The sequence below is a fragment of the Paenibacillus kribbensis genome, assembly GCF_001705305.1.
Lineage (GTDB): Bacteria > Bacillota > Bacilli > Paenibacillales > Paenibacillaceae > Paenibacillus > Paenibacillus kribbensis_B.
Window position 1 is genome coordinate 496,901 of the sequence record NZ_MCBP01000001.1, and the last position, 16,442, is coordinate 513,342.

At 43.3% G+C, this 16,442-nt stretch carries 13 protein-coding genes; 1 reads left to right on the top strand and 12 read right to left on the bottom strand.

What is annotated here, in order from left to right; genetic code table 11:
• Positions 1-94: 94 nt before the first annotated feature.
• The 3 genes from msrA to BAZ21_RS02240 all read right to left on the bottom strand — a co-directional run bounded on the left by msrA (position 95) and on the right by BAZ21_RS02240 (position 4,153).
• Positions 95-607 carry a peptide-methionine (S)-S-oxide reductase MsrA gene (gene msrA, locus BAZ21_RS02230; RefSeq protein ID WP_068496650.1) on the bottom strand — a complete coding sequence of 171 codons (513 nt, stop codon included), beginning with the start codon at positions 605-607 and terminating at the stop codon, positions 95-97.
• Between the two features lie 116 nt (positions 608-723).
• Positions 724-1,803 carry a M24 family metallopeptidase gene (locus BAZ21_RS02235; protein ID WP_068496651.1) on the bottom strand — a complete coding sequence of 360 codons (1,080 nt, stop codon included), beginning with the start codon at positions 1,801-1,803 and terminating at the stop codon, positions 724-726.
• 70 nt (positions 1,804-1,873) lie between these two features.
• Positions 1,874-4,153 carry a beta-L-arabinofuranosidase domain-containing protein gene (locus BAZ21_RS02240; protein WP_068496653.1) on the bottom strand — a complete coding sequence of 760 codons (2,280 nt, stop codon included), beginning with the start codon at positions 4,151-4,153 and terminating at the stop codon, positions 1,874-1,876.
• 141 nt (positions 4,154-4,294) lie between these two features.
• On the opposite strand from BAZ21_RS02240, the gene BAZ21_RS02245 reads away from it, so the two are divergent.
• On the top strand, positions 4,295-5,152 hold the full coding sequence (locus BAZ21_RS02245; RefSeq protein WP_068496656.1) for a helix-turn-helix transcriptional regulator: 858 nt from the start codon (positions 4,295-4,297) through the stop codon (positions 5,150-5,152).
• A gap of 101 nt (positions 5,153-5,253) precedes the next feature.
• On the opposite strand, the gene BAZ21_RS02250 is transcribed toward BAZ21_RS02245, so the two are convergent.
• The 9 genes from BAZ21_RS02250 to BAZ21_RS02290 form a co-directional block, all read right to left on the bottom strand.
• Positions 5,254-7,482 carry an alpha-galactosidase gene (locus BAZ21_RS02250; RefSeq protein ID WP_084011490.1) on the bottom strand — a complete coding sequence of 743 codons (2,229 nt, stop codon included), beginning with the start codon at positions 7,480-7,482 and terminating at the stop codon, positions 5,254-5,256.
• Between the two features lie 52 nt (positions 7,483-7,534).
• Positions 7,535-9,049, bottom strand: coding sequence for a peptide MFS transporter (locus tag BAZ21_RS02255; protein WP_068496659.1), 1,515 nt, complete (start codon positions 9,047-9,049; stop codon positions 7,535-7,537).
• Between the two features lie 252 nt (positions 9,050-9,301).
• Positions 9,302-9,958 carry a 3-oxoacid CoA-transferase subunit B gene (locus tag BAZ21_RS02260; RefSeq protein WP_068496660.1) on the bottom strand — a complete coding sequence of 219 codons (657 nt, stop codon included), beginning with the start codon at positions 9,956-9,958 and terminating at the stop codon, positions 9,302-9,304.
• On the bottom strand, positions 9,955-10,620 hold the full coding sequence (locus tag BAZ21_RS02265) for a CoA transferase subunit A (RefSeq protein WP_068496662.1): 666 nt from the start codon (positions 10,618-10,620) through the stop codon (positions 9,955-9,957). Before BAZ21_RS02265 ends, BAZ21_RS02260 begins: the two co-directional genes overlap by 4 nt.
• 162 nt (positions 10,621-10,782) lie before the next feature.
• Entirely contained in the window at positions 10,783-11,523 is a 741-nt protein-coding gene (locus BAZ21_RS02270; RefSeq protein ID WP_068496664.1) for an acetoacetate decarboxylase, read from the bottom strand.
• A gap of 80 nt (positions 11,524-11,603) precedes the next feature.
• Entirely contained in the window at positions 11,604-12,788 is a 1,185-nt protein-coding gene (locus BAZ21_RS02275; protein WP_068496666.1) for an acetyl-CoA C-acetyltransferase, read from the bottom strand.
• Positions 12,789-13,540: 752 nt separating this feature from the next.
• A complete protein-coding gene (locus tag BAZ21_RS02280) occupies positions 13,541-14,239 on the bottom strand; it encodes an SDR family oxidoreductase (RefSeq protein ID WP_068496668.1) in 699 nt (232 codons plus the stop codon).
• A 285-nt stretch (positions 14,240-14,524) separates the two neighbouring features.
• Complete coding sequence (locus BAZ21_RS02285; protein WP_068496671.1) at positions 14,525-15,097, bottom strand: TetR/AcrR family transcriptional regulator; 573 nt, start codon at positions 15,095-15,097, stop codon at positions 14,525-14,527.
• Between the two features lie 190 nt (positions 15,098-15,287).
• The gene (locus BAZ21_RS02290) at positions 15,288-16,301 is read right to left on the bottom strand and encodes an NADP-dependent oxidoreductase (RefSeq protein ID WP_068496673.1); all 1,014 of its coding nucleotides are present in this window, start codon (positions 16,299-16,301) and stop codon (positions 15,288-15,290) included.
• Positions 16,302-16,442: the final 141 nt, after the last annotated feature.

The window sequence follows — 16,442 nt, forward strand, 5'->3', positions numbered from 1 at the left end:
TTCATTGTGTGAGTAACCTCGTCTAAATATGTATAAGGCAGACCGAGGAATTCTGACCTGCCTCAGAATCGTAAAAGCGTATATTTAAAATCGTTTACCAATTCTTGTTGATAAATTCATCACGACCTGATTGGGCGCGATCTTCCTTATAGTGCTTTACATTTTTCTTGTGGTAATCCTGATGATACTCCTCAGCTGGATAAAATATCGAAGCCGGAAGGATTTCCGTTACGATTGGCTTATCAAAGCGTCCGCTGTGTGCCAACTGCTCCTTGGACTGTTGCGCAAGCTCCCGCTGCCGCTCCGTATGATAAAAAATAGCCGGCTTATACTGTGTACCCCGATCCTGAAATTGACCTTCCCCATCGGTAGGATCTGTTTGCGGCCAATACAATTCCAGCAGCTTTTCATATGGAAACAGTTCAGGCTCAAACGTAATCTGCACCACTTCATAGTGACCTGTAGTTCCTGTTTTAACTTGTTCGTAGGTCGGATCGGGAACCGTCCCTCCAGTATAGCCTGAGACAATGCCATGAATGCCAGGCAGCTCCTCAAATGGAGTCACCATACACCAGAAGCATCCACCTGCAAAAGTAGCTTTTTCCATCTTTCCTCCAACCTTTCCATAGCTTCATCTGAATTTCGTCTATAATTGCGTAGAATGCTACTTGTCATAACTAATAATATACTATTATTTTTTCTCTATTAGCTACTCATCAAGAATTATTCATAAAACGGCAATTCGATCAGATCCTTTTTCGGAGATCCTGTCAACACCTGGCTCTTCTCTTTTCTGACCAGAACATCATCCTCAATCCGAACTCCCCCAAGGCCTGGTAAGTATAAACCCGGTTCAACCGTCATAATCATATTCTCCACGAATTCTTCTTCGGACCGATAACTGATAAAAGGCGCTTCATGATTATCCAGTCCAATGCTGTGGCCAGCACCATGATTAAATCGATCATTCATATTTTCTCTTACAAATGGACTACGGATAATCGAATCCAACTCTTTGCTTTTCATCCCGTGACAAATAGCGTTCACACCCGCCAACTCCGCCTCCAAAACCAAATCATAAATTTCACTAAGGCGTGAATCAGGCTTGCCAACCGCAACCGTTCTGGTCATGTCTGATGAATATCCTTGGAAGGTGGCACCAAAATCCAGGGTCACCATATCTCCCAGTTCGATGATTTTCTCGCTGGCTACTCCGTGGGGATAAGCAGACCGGATGCCGGATACAACGATGGTTTCGAAGGGGGTTCTCTCGGACCCGATACGCTTCATGAAATACTCCAGTTCCGTTGCCACCTGCTTCTCGGAAATTCCCGGCCGTATAAAATTTAAAATGTGCATAAACGTTTGATCAACTATTTTTACGGCCTCTAAAGTTTTGGAGATTTCATCATCGTCTTTAACCGCTCTGAACTCCTCTATCCAACCATCCGCTATTCTGGTTTTGATTTGGACCAACGACTTGAAAAGCTCTCCATCGCTGTAGCTTAAATGGAATCCTTCAAATCCAATCTCTTGAATATGATGCTTACGGATGATTTCTGCTGTTTCGGCCATCATAGATCGAGTCCAGCACACAATCTGAATCAGATCACTTAACTCTTCGCGGGCCTGTTCCACATAGCGGCTGTCCGTAATGAAAAAAACAGCAGCTTCAGAAAGGATCAAAGATGAATCCTCCCCTGTAAACCCGCACAGATAACGGACATTCTTCGGATTGCTTACGTACATGGCCGGCAGCTTTTCCTCCGCCATTTTCTTCAGTAAACGTTCGATTCGCTTCATCACCCATAGCCTCCGTTTTAACTAGAAAAAAGAGGGGGATTTATTGATTTCTCCCCCCCTTCTGGTCTAATCATTTGGTCTTTATATATAAATGGTAGTGTTCATGGTTCAGTTCAGCTAGTGGCGCAAATTCGAGATTCAAATCCTTGAAGATAAAACGATTTGAATTTGCCACTCGCTCAAATTTTTCCGGGAGATTCCCCTGATTCGCCGACAATTCAAAATAATCTTTTTGGTCCGAGACAGCGGCTAGAATATAGGGGCCAAAGGCCAGAGATGCGATGTCGGCTTTATCCGGTGTATGCTCCAGGCGCAGCCGAGGTGTAAATTTCATGGTCACTTTATCTCCTTTGTTCCACTTTTGCGAAAGAACAAGGTAACCGTTCTCCTCTACAGTATTCACTTTTGTATGATTTACCAAGGCCGTGACTTCTCCTTGGTGCCAGTAGGGAATGCGAACTCTTAAATTCGTTCTCGTCAACGTTTCAATGTGAATTTCGACTTCACCGTTGAAAATTTCCGGTACGGATTGTACAACCTGCAATCCCTTACCTTCATCATTCAATGCCGATGGAACGAACAGGTTGACATATAAGGAATCGGCATCCTCGAAGAAAATCGCTTCGGCATACTTGAAGTGGTTTTCTAATCCCGTACCGTGACAGCAGGAATTTTCCTCATCATATCCTTTTTGTCCGCCTGGACTAGTCGGCATAAAGTACGTACTGGCACCCAGGCATTCATGATCCGTCGAAGAAAGAATATGGTTTATCATTGTTCTTTCGTAATAATCCATGTACTTTACATCCTTCTCATACACATATAGCTGCTTGGTCAGTTTCAGCAAATTGTATGAAGCACAGGTTTCAGCCGTATGTTCCGTAAGATGCGCACCTATTTTGTGCGGCTGCTTAAACATTTCCCCTTCACCGGTTCCTCCGATGGAGTAGATATGCGCGTCCACAACAGATTCCCAGAAAAACTTTGCGATATCATAATATTTTTGTTCCCCGGTAGCCTCGAAAATCTTGAATGCGCCTACGATTTGTGGAATGTGCTGATTGGCATGCATTGCGCCCAAAGCATCCACTTGTTGTTCCATCGGAAAGAACAAACGATCATTATCGAACAGCTTTGCAGCAGCAATATGATGTTCCTTTTGCGTGTAAGTATAGAGTTCGGCCAGCGATTCATTGATGCCGCCAAATTCGCCGGCAATATACAAGCCCCACATTTTTTTCAATTGTTCATGCGGCAGTACACTTAACCGGTTGTAAATCCAGTCCCCCAATTTGTCGGCAATGACCAGCGCCGGTTCTATTCCCGCTATATGATAACTATCCAACAAGCCGGCTAATATTTTGTGCAAGGTATAGTAGGGAGCCCAAATCTCCGGGTATCGTGTATACACTTCCAGCAAATCGAACTGCTCTTCGGAATAGGCGCTAAGAAATCCGGAATGGTAACGATCATCCGCCTCGAAGGCCAGCTGCACTTTGTTTAACTCATCGACCATGTAAGCCAATTTTTGGTGAATCCGTTCATTCCCCGTGGATGCATAGCATAAAGCCAGAGCGGAGAGATAATGGCCGGTGGTATGCCCTTTCAGTAAGCTTTCATCCGAGTCCCACCCGACCATGGCCGGTGCATTTAATGTATCCAAACCGGCGGCCTTCCTAAAATTGTATAGCATTTGATCATCATTGACTGTCAATAAAAATTGCAGTCTCCGATTCTGCGCGGATTTCAACAAAGAGGGGCCTTCCAGATGTACTTTTTGTATCGAAATGTCATGCAGTTGAGGTGCTTTATTGCTCTTGTTTTTAATCCTGCTCTCAATGAAGATAACAGCCTCTACCTCATAATGCGTATCCGTCAAATAGCCAGCAGCTTTTTGCTCACCGACTTCCGAAAAACAACGATTTTCTCCCCCGTGCCATGTTACGGAATGGGCCAGGATATCCCCGCTTACGGTTCGAATGGTGATCGCGGAAGGCAAGTGAAATTCCTTGTTCACTTCCTGCTTTATAACGACGGGAAAGACTTTTTCGACCTGGATTCTATTTTTCTCCTCCAAAATTTTAACTTCAAAAATCTTTTGATGGCTCGCCTCTCCATACTGAAAGGTCGCGGTAATTGGAACCACCCGATCCCCCTTCCCGTACTCGGGCTGGTGTACTTTCCCCGAACCGTCAATCCAACGATCATCTTTCGACACCCAAGTAATTTTAGAACCATTTTTGCCTTCAGACGGTAAATGAATATCGAACTCAACCGTCTTCAAATTTCCTAGGTGCAAAACCTCAATATCCCCTTGAACGATTTCCAGATCACTCCGTTTATTTGACATCGGTTTTCCTCCTAACCCAACTTTTAAAATCGCTTTTACACCATTCATGTTACAAGAAAACATTTTTAAAGTAAGTAGTTGAAAAAAAGATTAGGTGGATTATATTTACTATATGGCAGATTCGAATTGGAGGGTCTTATGATGTACTTCGTTGATAAAGAGTATTTGGAGCAGGCCACCTTCTTGTCCGCTGGCACTTTTATTACAGATCAGCCCTGGATCCACAAAGAAAGAATCATCGATAGTTATGAAATCATCAGCCCCGTGGATTCGACCCTGTACATCGAAAGCAACAATGTTCCCTACGCTATTGAAACGGGTGAGATTCTTGTTGTCCCTCCTAACACGCTTCACCGGGGACTTAAAGTTTACCAAGGCCGTATGAAATTTCACTGGCTTCATTTTTCAGCAGCCTGTTTAAAACTTAAAACAGAAGCGGAGGTCATCCAGGAAATTAGCGAAAACGATCTGGACCGGATGATTATTTTGCCCGTTTACACCAACAAAGTAGACTCCAGGCGCTTCCATATCATGTTTAATCAACTGCTCGATTTATACGAGGAAAAGAAACATAAAAATTACTTGAACGCTTATTTATCCTGCCTCTTATACGAATTGACCTCGGAAATTACGAATTATCTGATACAAAAAAATTTTAACGGAAACCAGTTGCAACCGATTCAGGACTGGATCAGAATTCATGCCTTTGAGAATATCACACTCGAACACATTGCGAATCATTTTAAGTATAACAAAAACTATTTATCCCGAATTTACAAGCAAAACACAGGAATCGGAATTTCGGAACAGATTATTAAATTCAGACTGAAACACGCTAAAGAATTGTTAACCGAGACAGATCTGAGCATTATCGAAATCGCTTCGGAAGTCGGGTATGATGATTCGAAATATTTCATGCGCCTGTTTAAAAAATTTGAGACCGTCACCCCAACGCAGTATCGAAAAACTTTTTATCGCAAGCACTTTAACAAAAAATGATTGATATATCCCGCCGATTCTGAGCGCCTGATAGCTAACTATTACCGATAAACAGCAAGAACCCAGACCTGACGGTTCGGGTTCTTGCTGTTCGTCTGCTATTATTCAGCTTCCAGAATAAACAATCTGGACAGAAAATCTCCCTTTGGAACTTTGGATAGATAGTCTCCGGAAGTGCTGTCGTTCAGCAAGATTCCGATTTCCATCAATTCGTCTCCATAGTAGTAACGTTCGTCGGCATGGGCAACACGATACTTTTTATCCGTATCCAGACCTGCTAGTTTCAACCGCTTATACCCTACATTTACTTCGGTAAGTGTACGATAATACCCCACAATGGCGCGGTTTTTATTCTTTGCCAATATCATCCATGCAGTTACATTTCCTTCAAATGGACTAACCAGTCGATAGAAGATCCCCTGATGTATGAGCTCCCGGTTCTCTTTCATAAAGTCGATCTGTTTCCTTATCGTTGCTTTTTCCGCATCGGATAGCAGGTTTAAATCCAGCTCATATCCGAAGGTTCCGAAATAAGCCACATCTCCTCGTGTGACAAGTGAAGTGCTGCGGTTGGTTTGATGGTTAGGGACCGCCGAAACATGAGACCCCATACTGCTAATTGGATATACGAAAGATGTGCCGTATTGGATTTTCAATCGCTCAATCGCATCCGTATCATCTGAAATCCAGCCTTGCGGACAGAAATACAGCATGCCTGGATCAAACCTGCCTCCTCCACTGGCACAAGATTCAAATAACACTTCCGGAAACTTACGGGTCAGTCGTTCGAATAGTTCATACAATCCTAAAATGTATTGATGATACACTTTTCCTTGAAAATCGCTCTCTCTGCCTGCGGAGAATACTTCCGACATGGAGCGGTTCATATCCCATTTTACGTAAGAGATGTCCGATTCGGTCAGTATTTTACTCATAGCTTCATCCAAAAAATCAATGACTTCGGCCTTCGTCAAGTCCAATACGTATTGGTTGCGACCCGGGCTCATGGAGCGATAAGGAACAGACAACGTCCAATCGCTGTGGTTCCGATAAAGTTCGCTTTCCTTGCTAATCATCTCCGGTTCAAACCAAAGTCCGAATTTCAGGCCTAAATCCGTTATTTTACGGGCAAGACCGGAAATCCCGTCAGGCAATTTATCCTTGTTAGGATACCAGTCCCCCAATGAGGTCGTATCCGTATTTCGCTCACCGAACCATCCATCATCCAGCACAAATAGCTCAATTCCCAACTCGGCGGCCGACCGCGCAATCCCCAATATTTTCTCTTCATTAAATTTCATGTAAGTAGCTTCCCAGTTATTAATTAAAATAGGCCGCGTCCTGTCTCTCCAGGTTCCTCTCACTAATCGTGTTCGATAGAGCTCATGAAAGGCCTGGCTCATTTGATTCAACCCTTTATCCGCATAAACCATCACGACTTCGGGCGTCTGGAAGCTTTCTCCCGGCAGCAAACTCCAACTGAATCCATGCGGGTGAATCCCCATCATAACACGCGTTACATCGTAAGTGTCCACCTCTACTTGAGCCAAAAAGTTGCCGCTATAAATCAGGCTAAATCCGATCACTTCCCCGAAAAATTCTGTTGTCCCTTTCCTTTTTAATCCGATGAACGGATTATAATTATGACTGCTATGTCCTCGCAAACTATAAATACTCTGAATGCCCGGATGAAGCACGTGTGTTTGAATATGCCGCTCCCTTCCCCAAGCTCCGGTTAGTTCGATCATTTCATAATCTTTGTCCGGAAGATCCAGATTCAAGCTCATCGCGGAATCAAGCTGTATTTTTTGCTCTCCTGAATTGCTTATCCTTATGCTTCTAGTCAATACAGGCAAGTCACTGTATATGGTGTACTGCAATTCCACTTGACAACCAAGCCAGTTATCAATCAAAAAAATACAAAGCGTTTGTGCTTCCCCGTCAGTCTCCACATAAGTTGCAGGCAATCCTTCAAGCAAAGGTTTACCGGGGAGAATCTTATGATTCATGTATTCAAAACAAGCGGTACGGCTGCCATCTTCCTGGAGAATATGCAATCCGCAATGTCTCAGATCCCCTGAGCCGAATATGGAAATCTCTTGTTTGACCTGTTCGAGCGAAAACTTGGCATTGCCCTCAAAAACACAAGGGGACATGTCGCGGAAGCCCAGTTCCAGAAGATGCGTAAAGTCCTCACGGTCGCGGATTTTTTTGCCATAATACAAATGCCCCGGCTGATGATTGGACATAATACCGAAAATATAACTGATCTCATTATTGAATAGATGAAACTGCCTAGACTTTTCATGATAGACAATTGGCACACCCATTCGCTCCCTTTCAAAAAAGCGCCGACAAATGGCTCTGTCAGCACTTTGTATTTTATACCATGTCCTTCTCAATATTTTTGGAGAAACCAAAGATGAGTAAGGCCGTAACAAGCAAAAGTCCGGTCATAATTGGAAACAAATTCATTTGCTGATCCGCCGTCTGGTAGAAGTTGAACAAAATCAAGGCGATTCCGTTCCCTATCGTGCCGGCTTGCCCCCAGGCGGTCTGCATCTGGGTATCATAAGCCTCAGGTGACAATTTGGCCACAAAAGAGGAACCGATCGGCCAGACCAAATTATCCGAGAAGGTTAGGAACAGGTAATAAAATACCATCCACCACAAGCTGTACGGAGCCTGGTCCTTAAACAGGACAATCGGAATGGTTAATAAGCCGTAGCCAAAGGCTGAAAAGATGATGCCCAAGCCGTATTTATATGTTGTACGAATATGCGTTGCGCGTGTCTTTGTCCAAAGCCATACAAAGACCGGCGCCAGTATCAGACCTAAGACGGTGTAGATGGTCCCGACCGATCCTGGAGCGACCTCAAATCCCAAAATATTGCGGTTAATTTTCTGGTCTATGAAAATAGCCACCGTCGAGGTCAACATAACTCCGCAGAGCGCCATCACGATTTGTGCCGAGAACAATTTGAGGAAAGGCTTCATTCTTCTTCGATCAAGAGCCGTTAAATCTTTTTTACTCAGCAGATTGGTCAGGAAGACAATCGGAATAATAAAGGTCGCCGAAGTAATAATATTCAGCACTCCCTGGAAAGAAATCACTTTTTCCAGGACCAATGCTACAATGGTGCCGATTAAAACAATCAGGACTAACATAAATCGGACAAATATTTTACCGAACTTCCCTTCCTCAAGAGGCTTGATCGGCTTTTCTCCCAGGGGCCCAAAAAACTTGTGTTGGGTGAAAAAGATAACGGCACCATAGAGAAAAGCAGCCACGGCAGCGATAAGAAAGCCAATATGGTAGTTTTTCATGCCAATTTGACCGACTAACACCGGAGCGATTAGACCGGCAATATTGTTAGCAATGGAATGAATCGTAAAAGCGGCGTCACGTCTTCCATTATCGGTTTTGCGATACAGTTGGCCTGTCAGAGAAGCATTGCTCGCCCCCATAATTGGAAGCGACATTAAAAATAAGGCGATGAATGCAAAAATTCTCCCTTGGGTGAGGGAAAAGGATGGAATGGCCAGAATCCCAAAAGCGATCCCTTTTACGATGTTCCCTATGATCAAGGCTTTGCGCATACCCAAAACCCGGTCCGCCAGCCAGCTCCCCAAAATGCCAAAGATCGAATTACACGCTCCCATCGCCGTTACCATGGATGCGGCCTGACCTTGCGTAAATTCCAATCCCTTCGTAAACGGAGAATAAAGATAAAAGATCAAAATCGCGTACAAGGCTCCCCAAGCGAAAGAATTAAAAAAATTACCAGCCGCTAAAGCTCCCACGCCCTTTGGATGCCCCAAAAATTTCCTGTCGTCAAGAACTTCCTCCAGTCTCGCATTGTTGGAACCTGGCCCATGCTGCAATTCATCGTTCATCGCATTTCCTTCTTTCGTCAGTATTTCTGTTACCGCTTTCTTTTTAAAATATATCAGATAACCCTTTCCAAAACGGTAGCGAATAGTTGGGATAGGTGGACTTTTCTTACCTGGATTGCATTACGGAGATCATCTATGTCGGCTGCCTGTGTCATCGAACGAAGCAAGCCTCGGCCGAAACTCCACAAAAAAAGCTCTCAAATCTCCATTTAGGAAATTCAAGAGCTTGTAAAATCGTAAGTATGGTGACCTTTACACTGCAATGGCCTTCAAATGTGGTGAAACCATCAGCTTAGCCTCTGTTGCCATTTGAACGTCTTCCACCGACAAACCCGGAGCAATTTCCTTCAGCATCAGCCCTCTACCCGGAATAACATCGATGACAGCCTTTTCGGTTACTATGGTCTTTACAACATTTACAGCGGTCAGGGGCAGCTTGCATTGTTTCAGTATTTTCGGCGCCCCATTTTTGTTCACATGCTCCATGGCTACAATCACTCGCTTGGCTCCCACCACCAAATCCATGGCTCCCCCCATGCCCGGCACCTTTTTCCCCGGGATCATCCAGCTTGCAAGGTTGCCTTTCTCATCGACCTCCAGGGCTCCCAAAACGGTGATATCCACATGCCCTCCGCGGATGATGGAAAATGAAAGCGAACTGTCAAAAAAGCAAGCTCCTTCCGTAGTTGTAACGTAGTTTCCGCCTGAATCGATACAATCGAGTTTTTCTTTTCCCTGAGCGGCTTTGGGGCCTACACCGAGGATTCCGTTCTCAGCCTGCAGCATAATATGAATGTTTTCGGGGATATAGTCCACTACCATTGTAGGCATTCCAACACCAAGGTTGACAACTTCGCCATTTTTGAATTCCTGGGCTATTCTCCGAACAATTAATTCTCTGTTATTCATGCGTTTCCACCCACCTTTACAATTGCGTCGACAAATATTCCGGGAACGTTGACATGATTGGGGTCAATTTCTCCCGTCTTTACGTATTCGTCTGTCTGAGCAACTACATACTCTGCCGCTGTAGCCATAACCATATTGAAGTTGCGTGAAGAGCCGTTGATGACAAGATTCCCCGCTTCATCAGCCTTATGGGCTCTGATTAGTGCCACATCCGCTTTGAGCGGGAGTTCGAGCAAATATTCCCTTTCGTCAATTTCTATTTTCTTTTTTCCTTCCTCTACAATGGTGCCTACACCTACAGGGGTTAAAACACCGCCCAAACCGGCTCCTCCTGCCCGTATTTTTTCCGCGAGCGTGCCTTGCGGGAAGAGTTGGACCTCCGCTTCTTTCGTCATAAGGAGCCTTCCCGTTTCCGGATTGGAGCCGATATAGGATGCAAAAATCCGCTTTACTCTGCCGCTTTTTACAAGTTTATAGATCGATAATTCCGGTGTGCCTGTGTCATTGGAAATAACCGTAAGATTGCTGGCGGAATTTGTGTCGACAAGTGCACGCACCAGATCCTCTGGAAAGCCTCCTGCCAGAAAACCTCCGACCATCACCGTGTCTCCGTCTTTGACCTTTTTAACTGCTTCTTCAGTGGAGATTACTTTGTTATTCATGGTTCCTTCTCCTTATATATATATTTTTAGGATAATCAGTTCATAACTCATTAAATCCCAATACTTGAAACTGGATATAGACAAATTGAACCGTTTTGATCTATACCCAGCCCTGATTAAAGCAGCCAGAGGTATTATGAAATTGATTTAGAAAAGCAAACTTTATTGGAGATAATCGTAAAGGACTCTTCCATATGGAAGCGTTAAATCGGCAATAAAATGTTTTCCGCCCGTATAAGCTTTAACCGGCAAATCTGCCACAGGAGCATTGACATGAGGGATTAGGCTTAATCTGGCAGGCCCTGACCAGGCGCCTTTTACAGTAATGTTTTCGAGATTATACGCTACTAACTGAGCAATTTTGGGGGTACCGTCAACATCAGGTATTAATTTTAAATTAACTTGTGTTTTTGCGATGGCTTTAGCCGTTTCCTTTTCATCAAGAATGTTATATTTGAAAGGCATGGTTCCCATGGCCACCAGGACGTTATTATAATGCAGTGTACCCGTCAGCGTCTCCGTCTCCTCAACGGCCAGGCGAGGCTTCGCCCATTTTTTAGGAAATCCCCAGATTTCACGTCCCCCAAGAATAGCAGGTGCATTATCCAAATACATTTGGGCAACAAAATTACAGGGTTCTCCATGAAAAGTACACGGAATGACAATACCACTTTCCTCATAGCTTCCTAAACCAGATGAGTCGGGCATCTTGATCCATTCATAGGAAACCGTATTGCTTCCATCCGGCTGAAGAGGCTCCGGGACCGCCTGTCTAATCGCAGCGGGATCAGATTCATAGGTAATTATAAAAAATTCCCGGTTGATAAAGCGGCATGGCGGACGCCCATAACTGGCGCTGGCGGCAGGCATGGATTGGAGTGAAAGTACATCTTTTTGATTCATAGCGATCTCCCTTCCTTTTAAGAGGTAGTCCAAAAAGTTAGCTTTTTATCACGAAGTGGATTCAATGTCGTACGCGCACTTTAAATGAGCGCATTTTCAACCAGCATCGCTATTCCCATTCCCGTTCCGATGCATAACGAGGCTATGCCGTAACGTGAAGATCTTCGCACCATTTCATGAACCAACGTAACCAATACCCTAGCACCGCTTGCACCGACAGGATGTCCGATCGCGATCGCGCCGCCATTGACATTCACCTTCTCCGGACTGACCCCGAGCTCTTTTAATACCGCTAATGCTTGTGCGGCGAACGCTTCATTAATTTCAAAAAGATCAATGGCATCGATGGATATTCCCTGTTGCTTAAGAAGTGACGAAATGGCTTTCACCGGCCCCATTCCCATATATGCAGGGTCAACGCCAACAAGTGAATAACCCTTGATATATGCCAACGGCTTTAACGCATGTTCCTTACATTTGTCTTCCGACATTACAAGCATAGCCGCCGCGCCATCATTGATTCCCGAAGAATTTCCGGCGGTAACCGTTCCGTTCTCCTTAAACGCAGTTTTTAAATGAGCAAGTTTTTCTTTCGTTGTATTTCCTCTTATGTGTTCGTCCTCTGTGAAAACAATAGTTTCTTTTTTGGTTTTAATCGTGACCGGAACAATCTCTTCTTCAAAAGCCTTCTTGTTTTTTGCTTCTACAGCCTTTATCTGGCTTTCATAGGCAAATTCATCTTGCTCAAGTCTTGAAATTCCATATTTCTCGGCAACATTTTCTGCGGTAATTCCCATGTGATAATTGTTGATCGGGCACGTTAGGCCGTCGGCCACCAGGGAGTCTACCAATTCACCGTTGCCAAGCTTGTAGCCGTTTCTTGCATTCCTTAGCAGATAAGGGGCGTTCGACATGCTCTCCATGCCTCCGGCCAGGACGATGTTTCCTTGTTCCGCCAATATTGAATTGTAGGCTAAAGCGACAGCATGAAGTCCAGAACCGCAAACCGTGTTTATCGTTGTTTCCGGTACATCGATGGGGATACCTGCTTTTAGGGCCGCCTGTCTGGCAGGATTTTGGCCATTGCCTGCTTGAAGAACATTTCCCAAATAAATTTGATCAATCAAAGCAGGCTCTAATTTGCTTTGCTGAAGGCATGCTGTCATCACAGTTGCTCCCAATTCAGGAGCGCTTAGGGGCGCAAGGGTTTTGTTAAAAGAGCCGACCGCTGTTCTCAACGGGCTTACTAAAGCTACTTTTTTCATAAAAATTCACATTCCTTTCGCTGTGTTCAAGACACAATACATCCATGACTGCACTTCAATTCATAATTTCCGCTCTTCACTTACGAAACGTAGCGATTGCAAGATACATTTGCATGCGGGCATATCATGGTGCCTAAGACGGTGAGTGTGACCGATTCGATCGCCTTCTTTCTTTCATTGGAAATAAGAACCAGTTTCATCATAGTTCCAATACGGATTTTGCTCAATGTTCAAAAAAATACATATTTTTCTATAAAGATATGTATAAAGCTATATACTCCAAAATAAACAGGCCATTCTAATGTTTTCTGTTAATTTCTTTATTTTTCTGAAAATCATGATCATAAATTGAATTTACTGTTAAAAATGAAATTTCCAATCAACACGTGAAAAGACGAGGTCAATCGTTGAGTTTGCCTACCTTCCTCTTAATCACAGCCCTCCTTTTCTTCGCAAATGGCATCATCGCTGGGAAATAAAAAAAAAGCCCTCCAGAATTTTCTGAAGACGGCTTTGCCATTCAATATTCATGATCTTCGTCATAATTGTGCCAGCTTGCTTCTTGTTAACGGTGACACCCCAATTACGCAAAAAGATCCTGAATCCTCCCAATGTTCAATAGAGGACTATTACGGCAATATCATCCGTATTTTCAACACGCAAGTTCCCTTGTCCGTCAAGGTAAATGAAGCGAACTTTTATAGTCAAAGTTTACCCAAGCAAGGTCAACCAATAATACCTGGCTTAACGTATTAGGATAGCTGTGGGTATATCGCAGCAACACCGCCGGCTAGACCGCTTTGGACAGTGCGGCTCACGTCGTCGGCGACAATTTCAAAGCTGTCGGACTCTATACCATCAATAGCAATTTTTGCAATATCCGCGGGGTTGGCTTTGGGAGCTTCAACACCTGCCGTCATGTCTGTGTCCATAAATCCCACATGCAAGCTAGCAACTCTCACATTTTGAGGATACAGATTTAAGCGCAGTACGTTTGTCAGTCCCCACTCTGCCGCCTTTGCAGCCGTATACGCGCCTTCACTTCCCATACTAACCCAAGATAATACGGAAAGAATATTCAGAATTGATCCCCCACCATTCTTTGCAAGAATAGGTGCGAAAGCACGAACCATGGATAATGTACCAAAGACGTGTGTATTAAACTCCAGATGTATTTTATCAAGATCTCCGTCAATCAAAGAAGCGCCTGTAGACGTACCTGCATTATTGATCAGAAGCGTAACATCCTTAGCTGCCAGGGCAGCTGCAGCTACCTCTTGAGGGTTGGTAATATCAAGTTTTACAGGTATTACACCGGGAATGTCAACGGAATCCGGATTTCTTGCACCAGCATAAACCTTAGCCCCTCTGGATAGAAGTTCAAGCGCAAGATGGCGACCAAGACCTCGGTTTGCACCGGTGACAAAGGCGACTTGTTCAGTAATATTCATTTTCATGTGCTCCTTTTATTGTTTTTGGTTACAACAGATTATCATAATATAGTTGTAGGGAAAGGTGAAATTCAATTATAAAAGAACGAACATTCTAGTAAAGTGAAAAAAATAAATACTAGTATTGTATCCAATAGCTTCTCGCCATTCCATTTCCCCCTCATCATTAATATAACATATCTAGAACGATCGGTAAAGAATTTTTTTCTTGCATAATTCGTTGTTAAAGCGCCACTGATCTTCGCTATTCAGATCAGCGGCTTTAAGATTCATATTTTTTCCTTTTCAATCTAAAATGCTCAGTGCGGTATTAATAATACCCGATAACTTCTCTTGATTAGTTGCTGTTTTGACCATCGTACGTAATCCTAACCAAACATTCATGAAGTAATGAGAAAGAACTTCAGGGTCAAGATGAGCTTTGATTTCACCTGTTTGTTGACCAAAAAGAATGAGATTATATAGCAACTTCTCCGTTTTTGAATAGCTATCTTCAACGAAGGAGGAAACTTCTGGATCTAATAATCCCAGCTCCACACCCGAATTAACGATGAAACACCCTTGAGGGTCTCCTTTTTTCTCTAGAGTGGACTCGAAAAATTGTCGAATTAATTCCTTAACCGGTTCTTGCTTCTCAACCAATAATCTCATTTTGTTGTTTTGAATAGCCTCGTATCGTTTGAGTGCATTCATAAATAAAGCATGCTTATCCCCAAAAGTATCATAGATGCTTCTTCTGTGAATTCCCATAAAGTCAACTAATTCTTGCATCGAGGTTTTCTCGTACCCTTGCATCCAAAAGAGTTGTATCGCTTTATCTAATACTTCATTAACTTCAAATTCTTTATATCTTGCCATTGTATCACCTCATGCATTCATTATACATTTAAGTGAATTGAAAAACAGTTCAATTGTCAACTTTATGTTGTTGATTCTCCCGCTCGTACAGTCTATTGTTTGCCACTTGGCTGAACGTATAAAAAATCATACGTTTTCCGTTGAAGATGTGGATCAACGCCTGCTACATATGTTTTGATCAATGTCACCCTTAAAAATCAATAATAACCTTCCCTTTTGGACGTCCATTTGCGACTAATTCTAGCGCTTCATTTACGTTGTTTATGGTAAAGCGTGTTGGATGAATTGGTGGAACAATGTTGTTTTTTTCAATGATTTGGGTGATCTCTTTTAGTTGTGCGCCATCAGAACGAACGAAGATAAAGCGGTATTCCACGTCGTGTTTCTTGGCTTTGTTGTCATACTTTGCGCCAACAACAGAAAACAGCTTTTGTTTCCACCATGGAAAGTTATTGTCTTCTGCGAAACGTTTATTGGGTCCTGTACGGAGAGAGAGCAATCTTCCGCCCGGTTTAATGATATTTAATTCATTGTCAAATTCTTTGGCCCCCAGAGTATCGATCACATAATCCACATTCGACAACAAGTCAACATAGTTTTCTTTTGTGTAATCCAAATATTGGTCTGCACCAATTTCCAAAGTGCGTTCGCGCGCTTGTGCGTTGCCACTAACAATGACATTTAGACCCATTGCCTTTGCGATTGGGACAGCCATTTGACCAAAGCTACCCGATCCACCTGGAATGAAAACAGATTTTCCAGACTGTGCTTCAAGTTCTTCATGTAGACCTTGATACGCTGTGAGTCCAGTCAATGCTGCTGCAGCGGCTTCCACGTAGGATAAGTTTTTTGGCATGCGAGCAATAGCGGCAGCATCAATTGCTGCATATTCCGCAAAAGCACCAATTTTTTTCAGTGGGAGACGTGTATAGATACCATCTCCTACGTGAAAGTCTGTCACATTTTTTCCGACTTTTTTGATAACGCCTGCCAATTCATTACCAAGCGTTAATGGGAATTCATAATCTTGAATCAATTTCACGCTACCTGTGATAACTAACATTTCGAGTGGATTGACCGCCGCAGCTTTAACCTTTACCAAAACTTCGTTGTCATTGATTTCTGGAATTGGAATATTATTAACTTCCGCATGGATCTTTTTTGAGTACTTGGTGATCTGAGCTGCTTTCATGAGTGTTTTCATTTTTATTCATCACCCTTTCGTTTATTATTTTCACTTTCTAAATACCATAATCGGATAAATTTATGGCGTACAATTTTTCAGTTGTACGCCATTTTTTAGCATTACTGTCCACTTTATAGTTTCAATTTAAAAACCACTTAC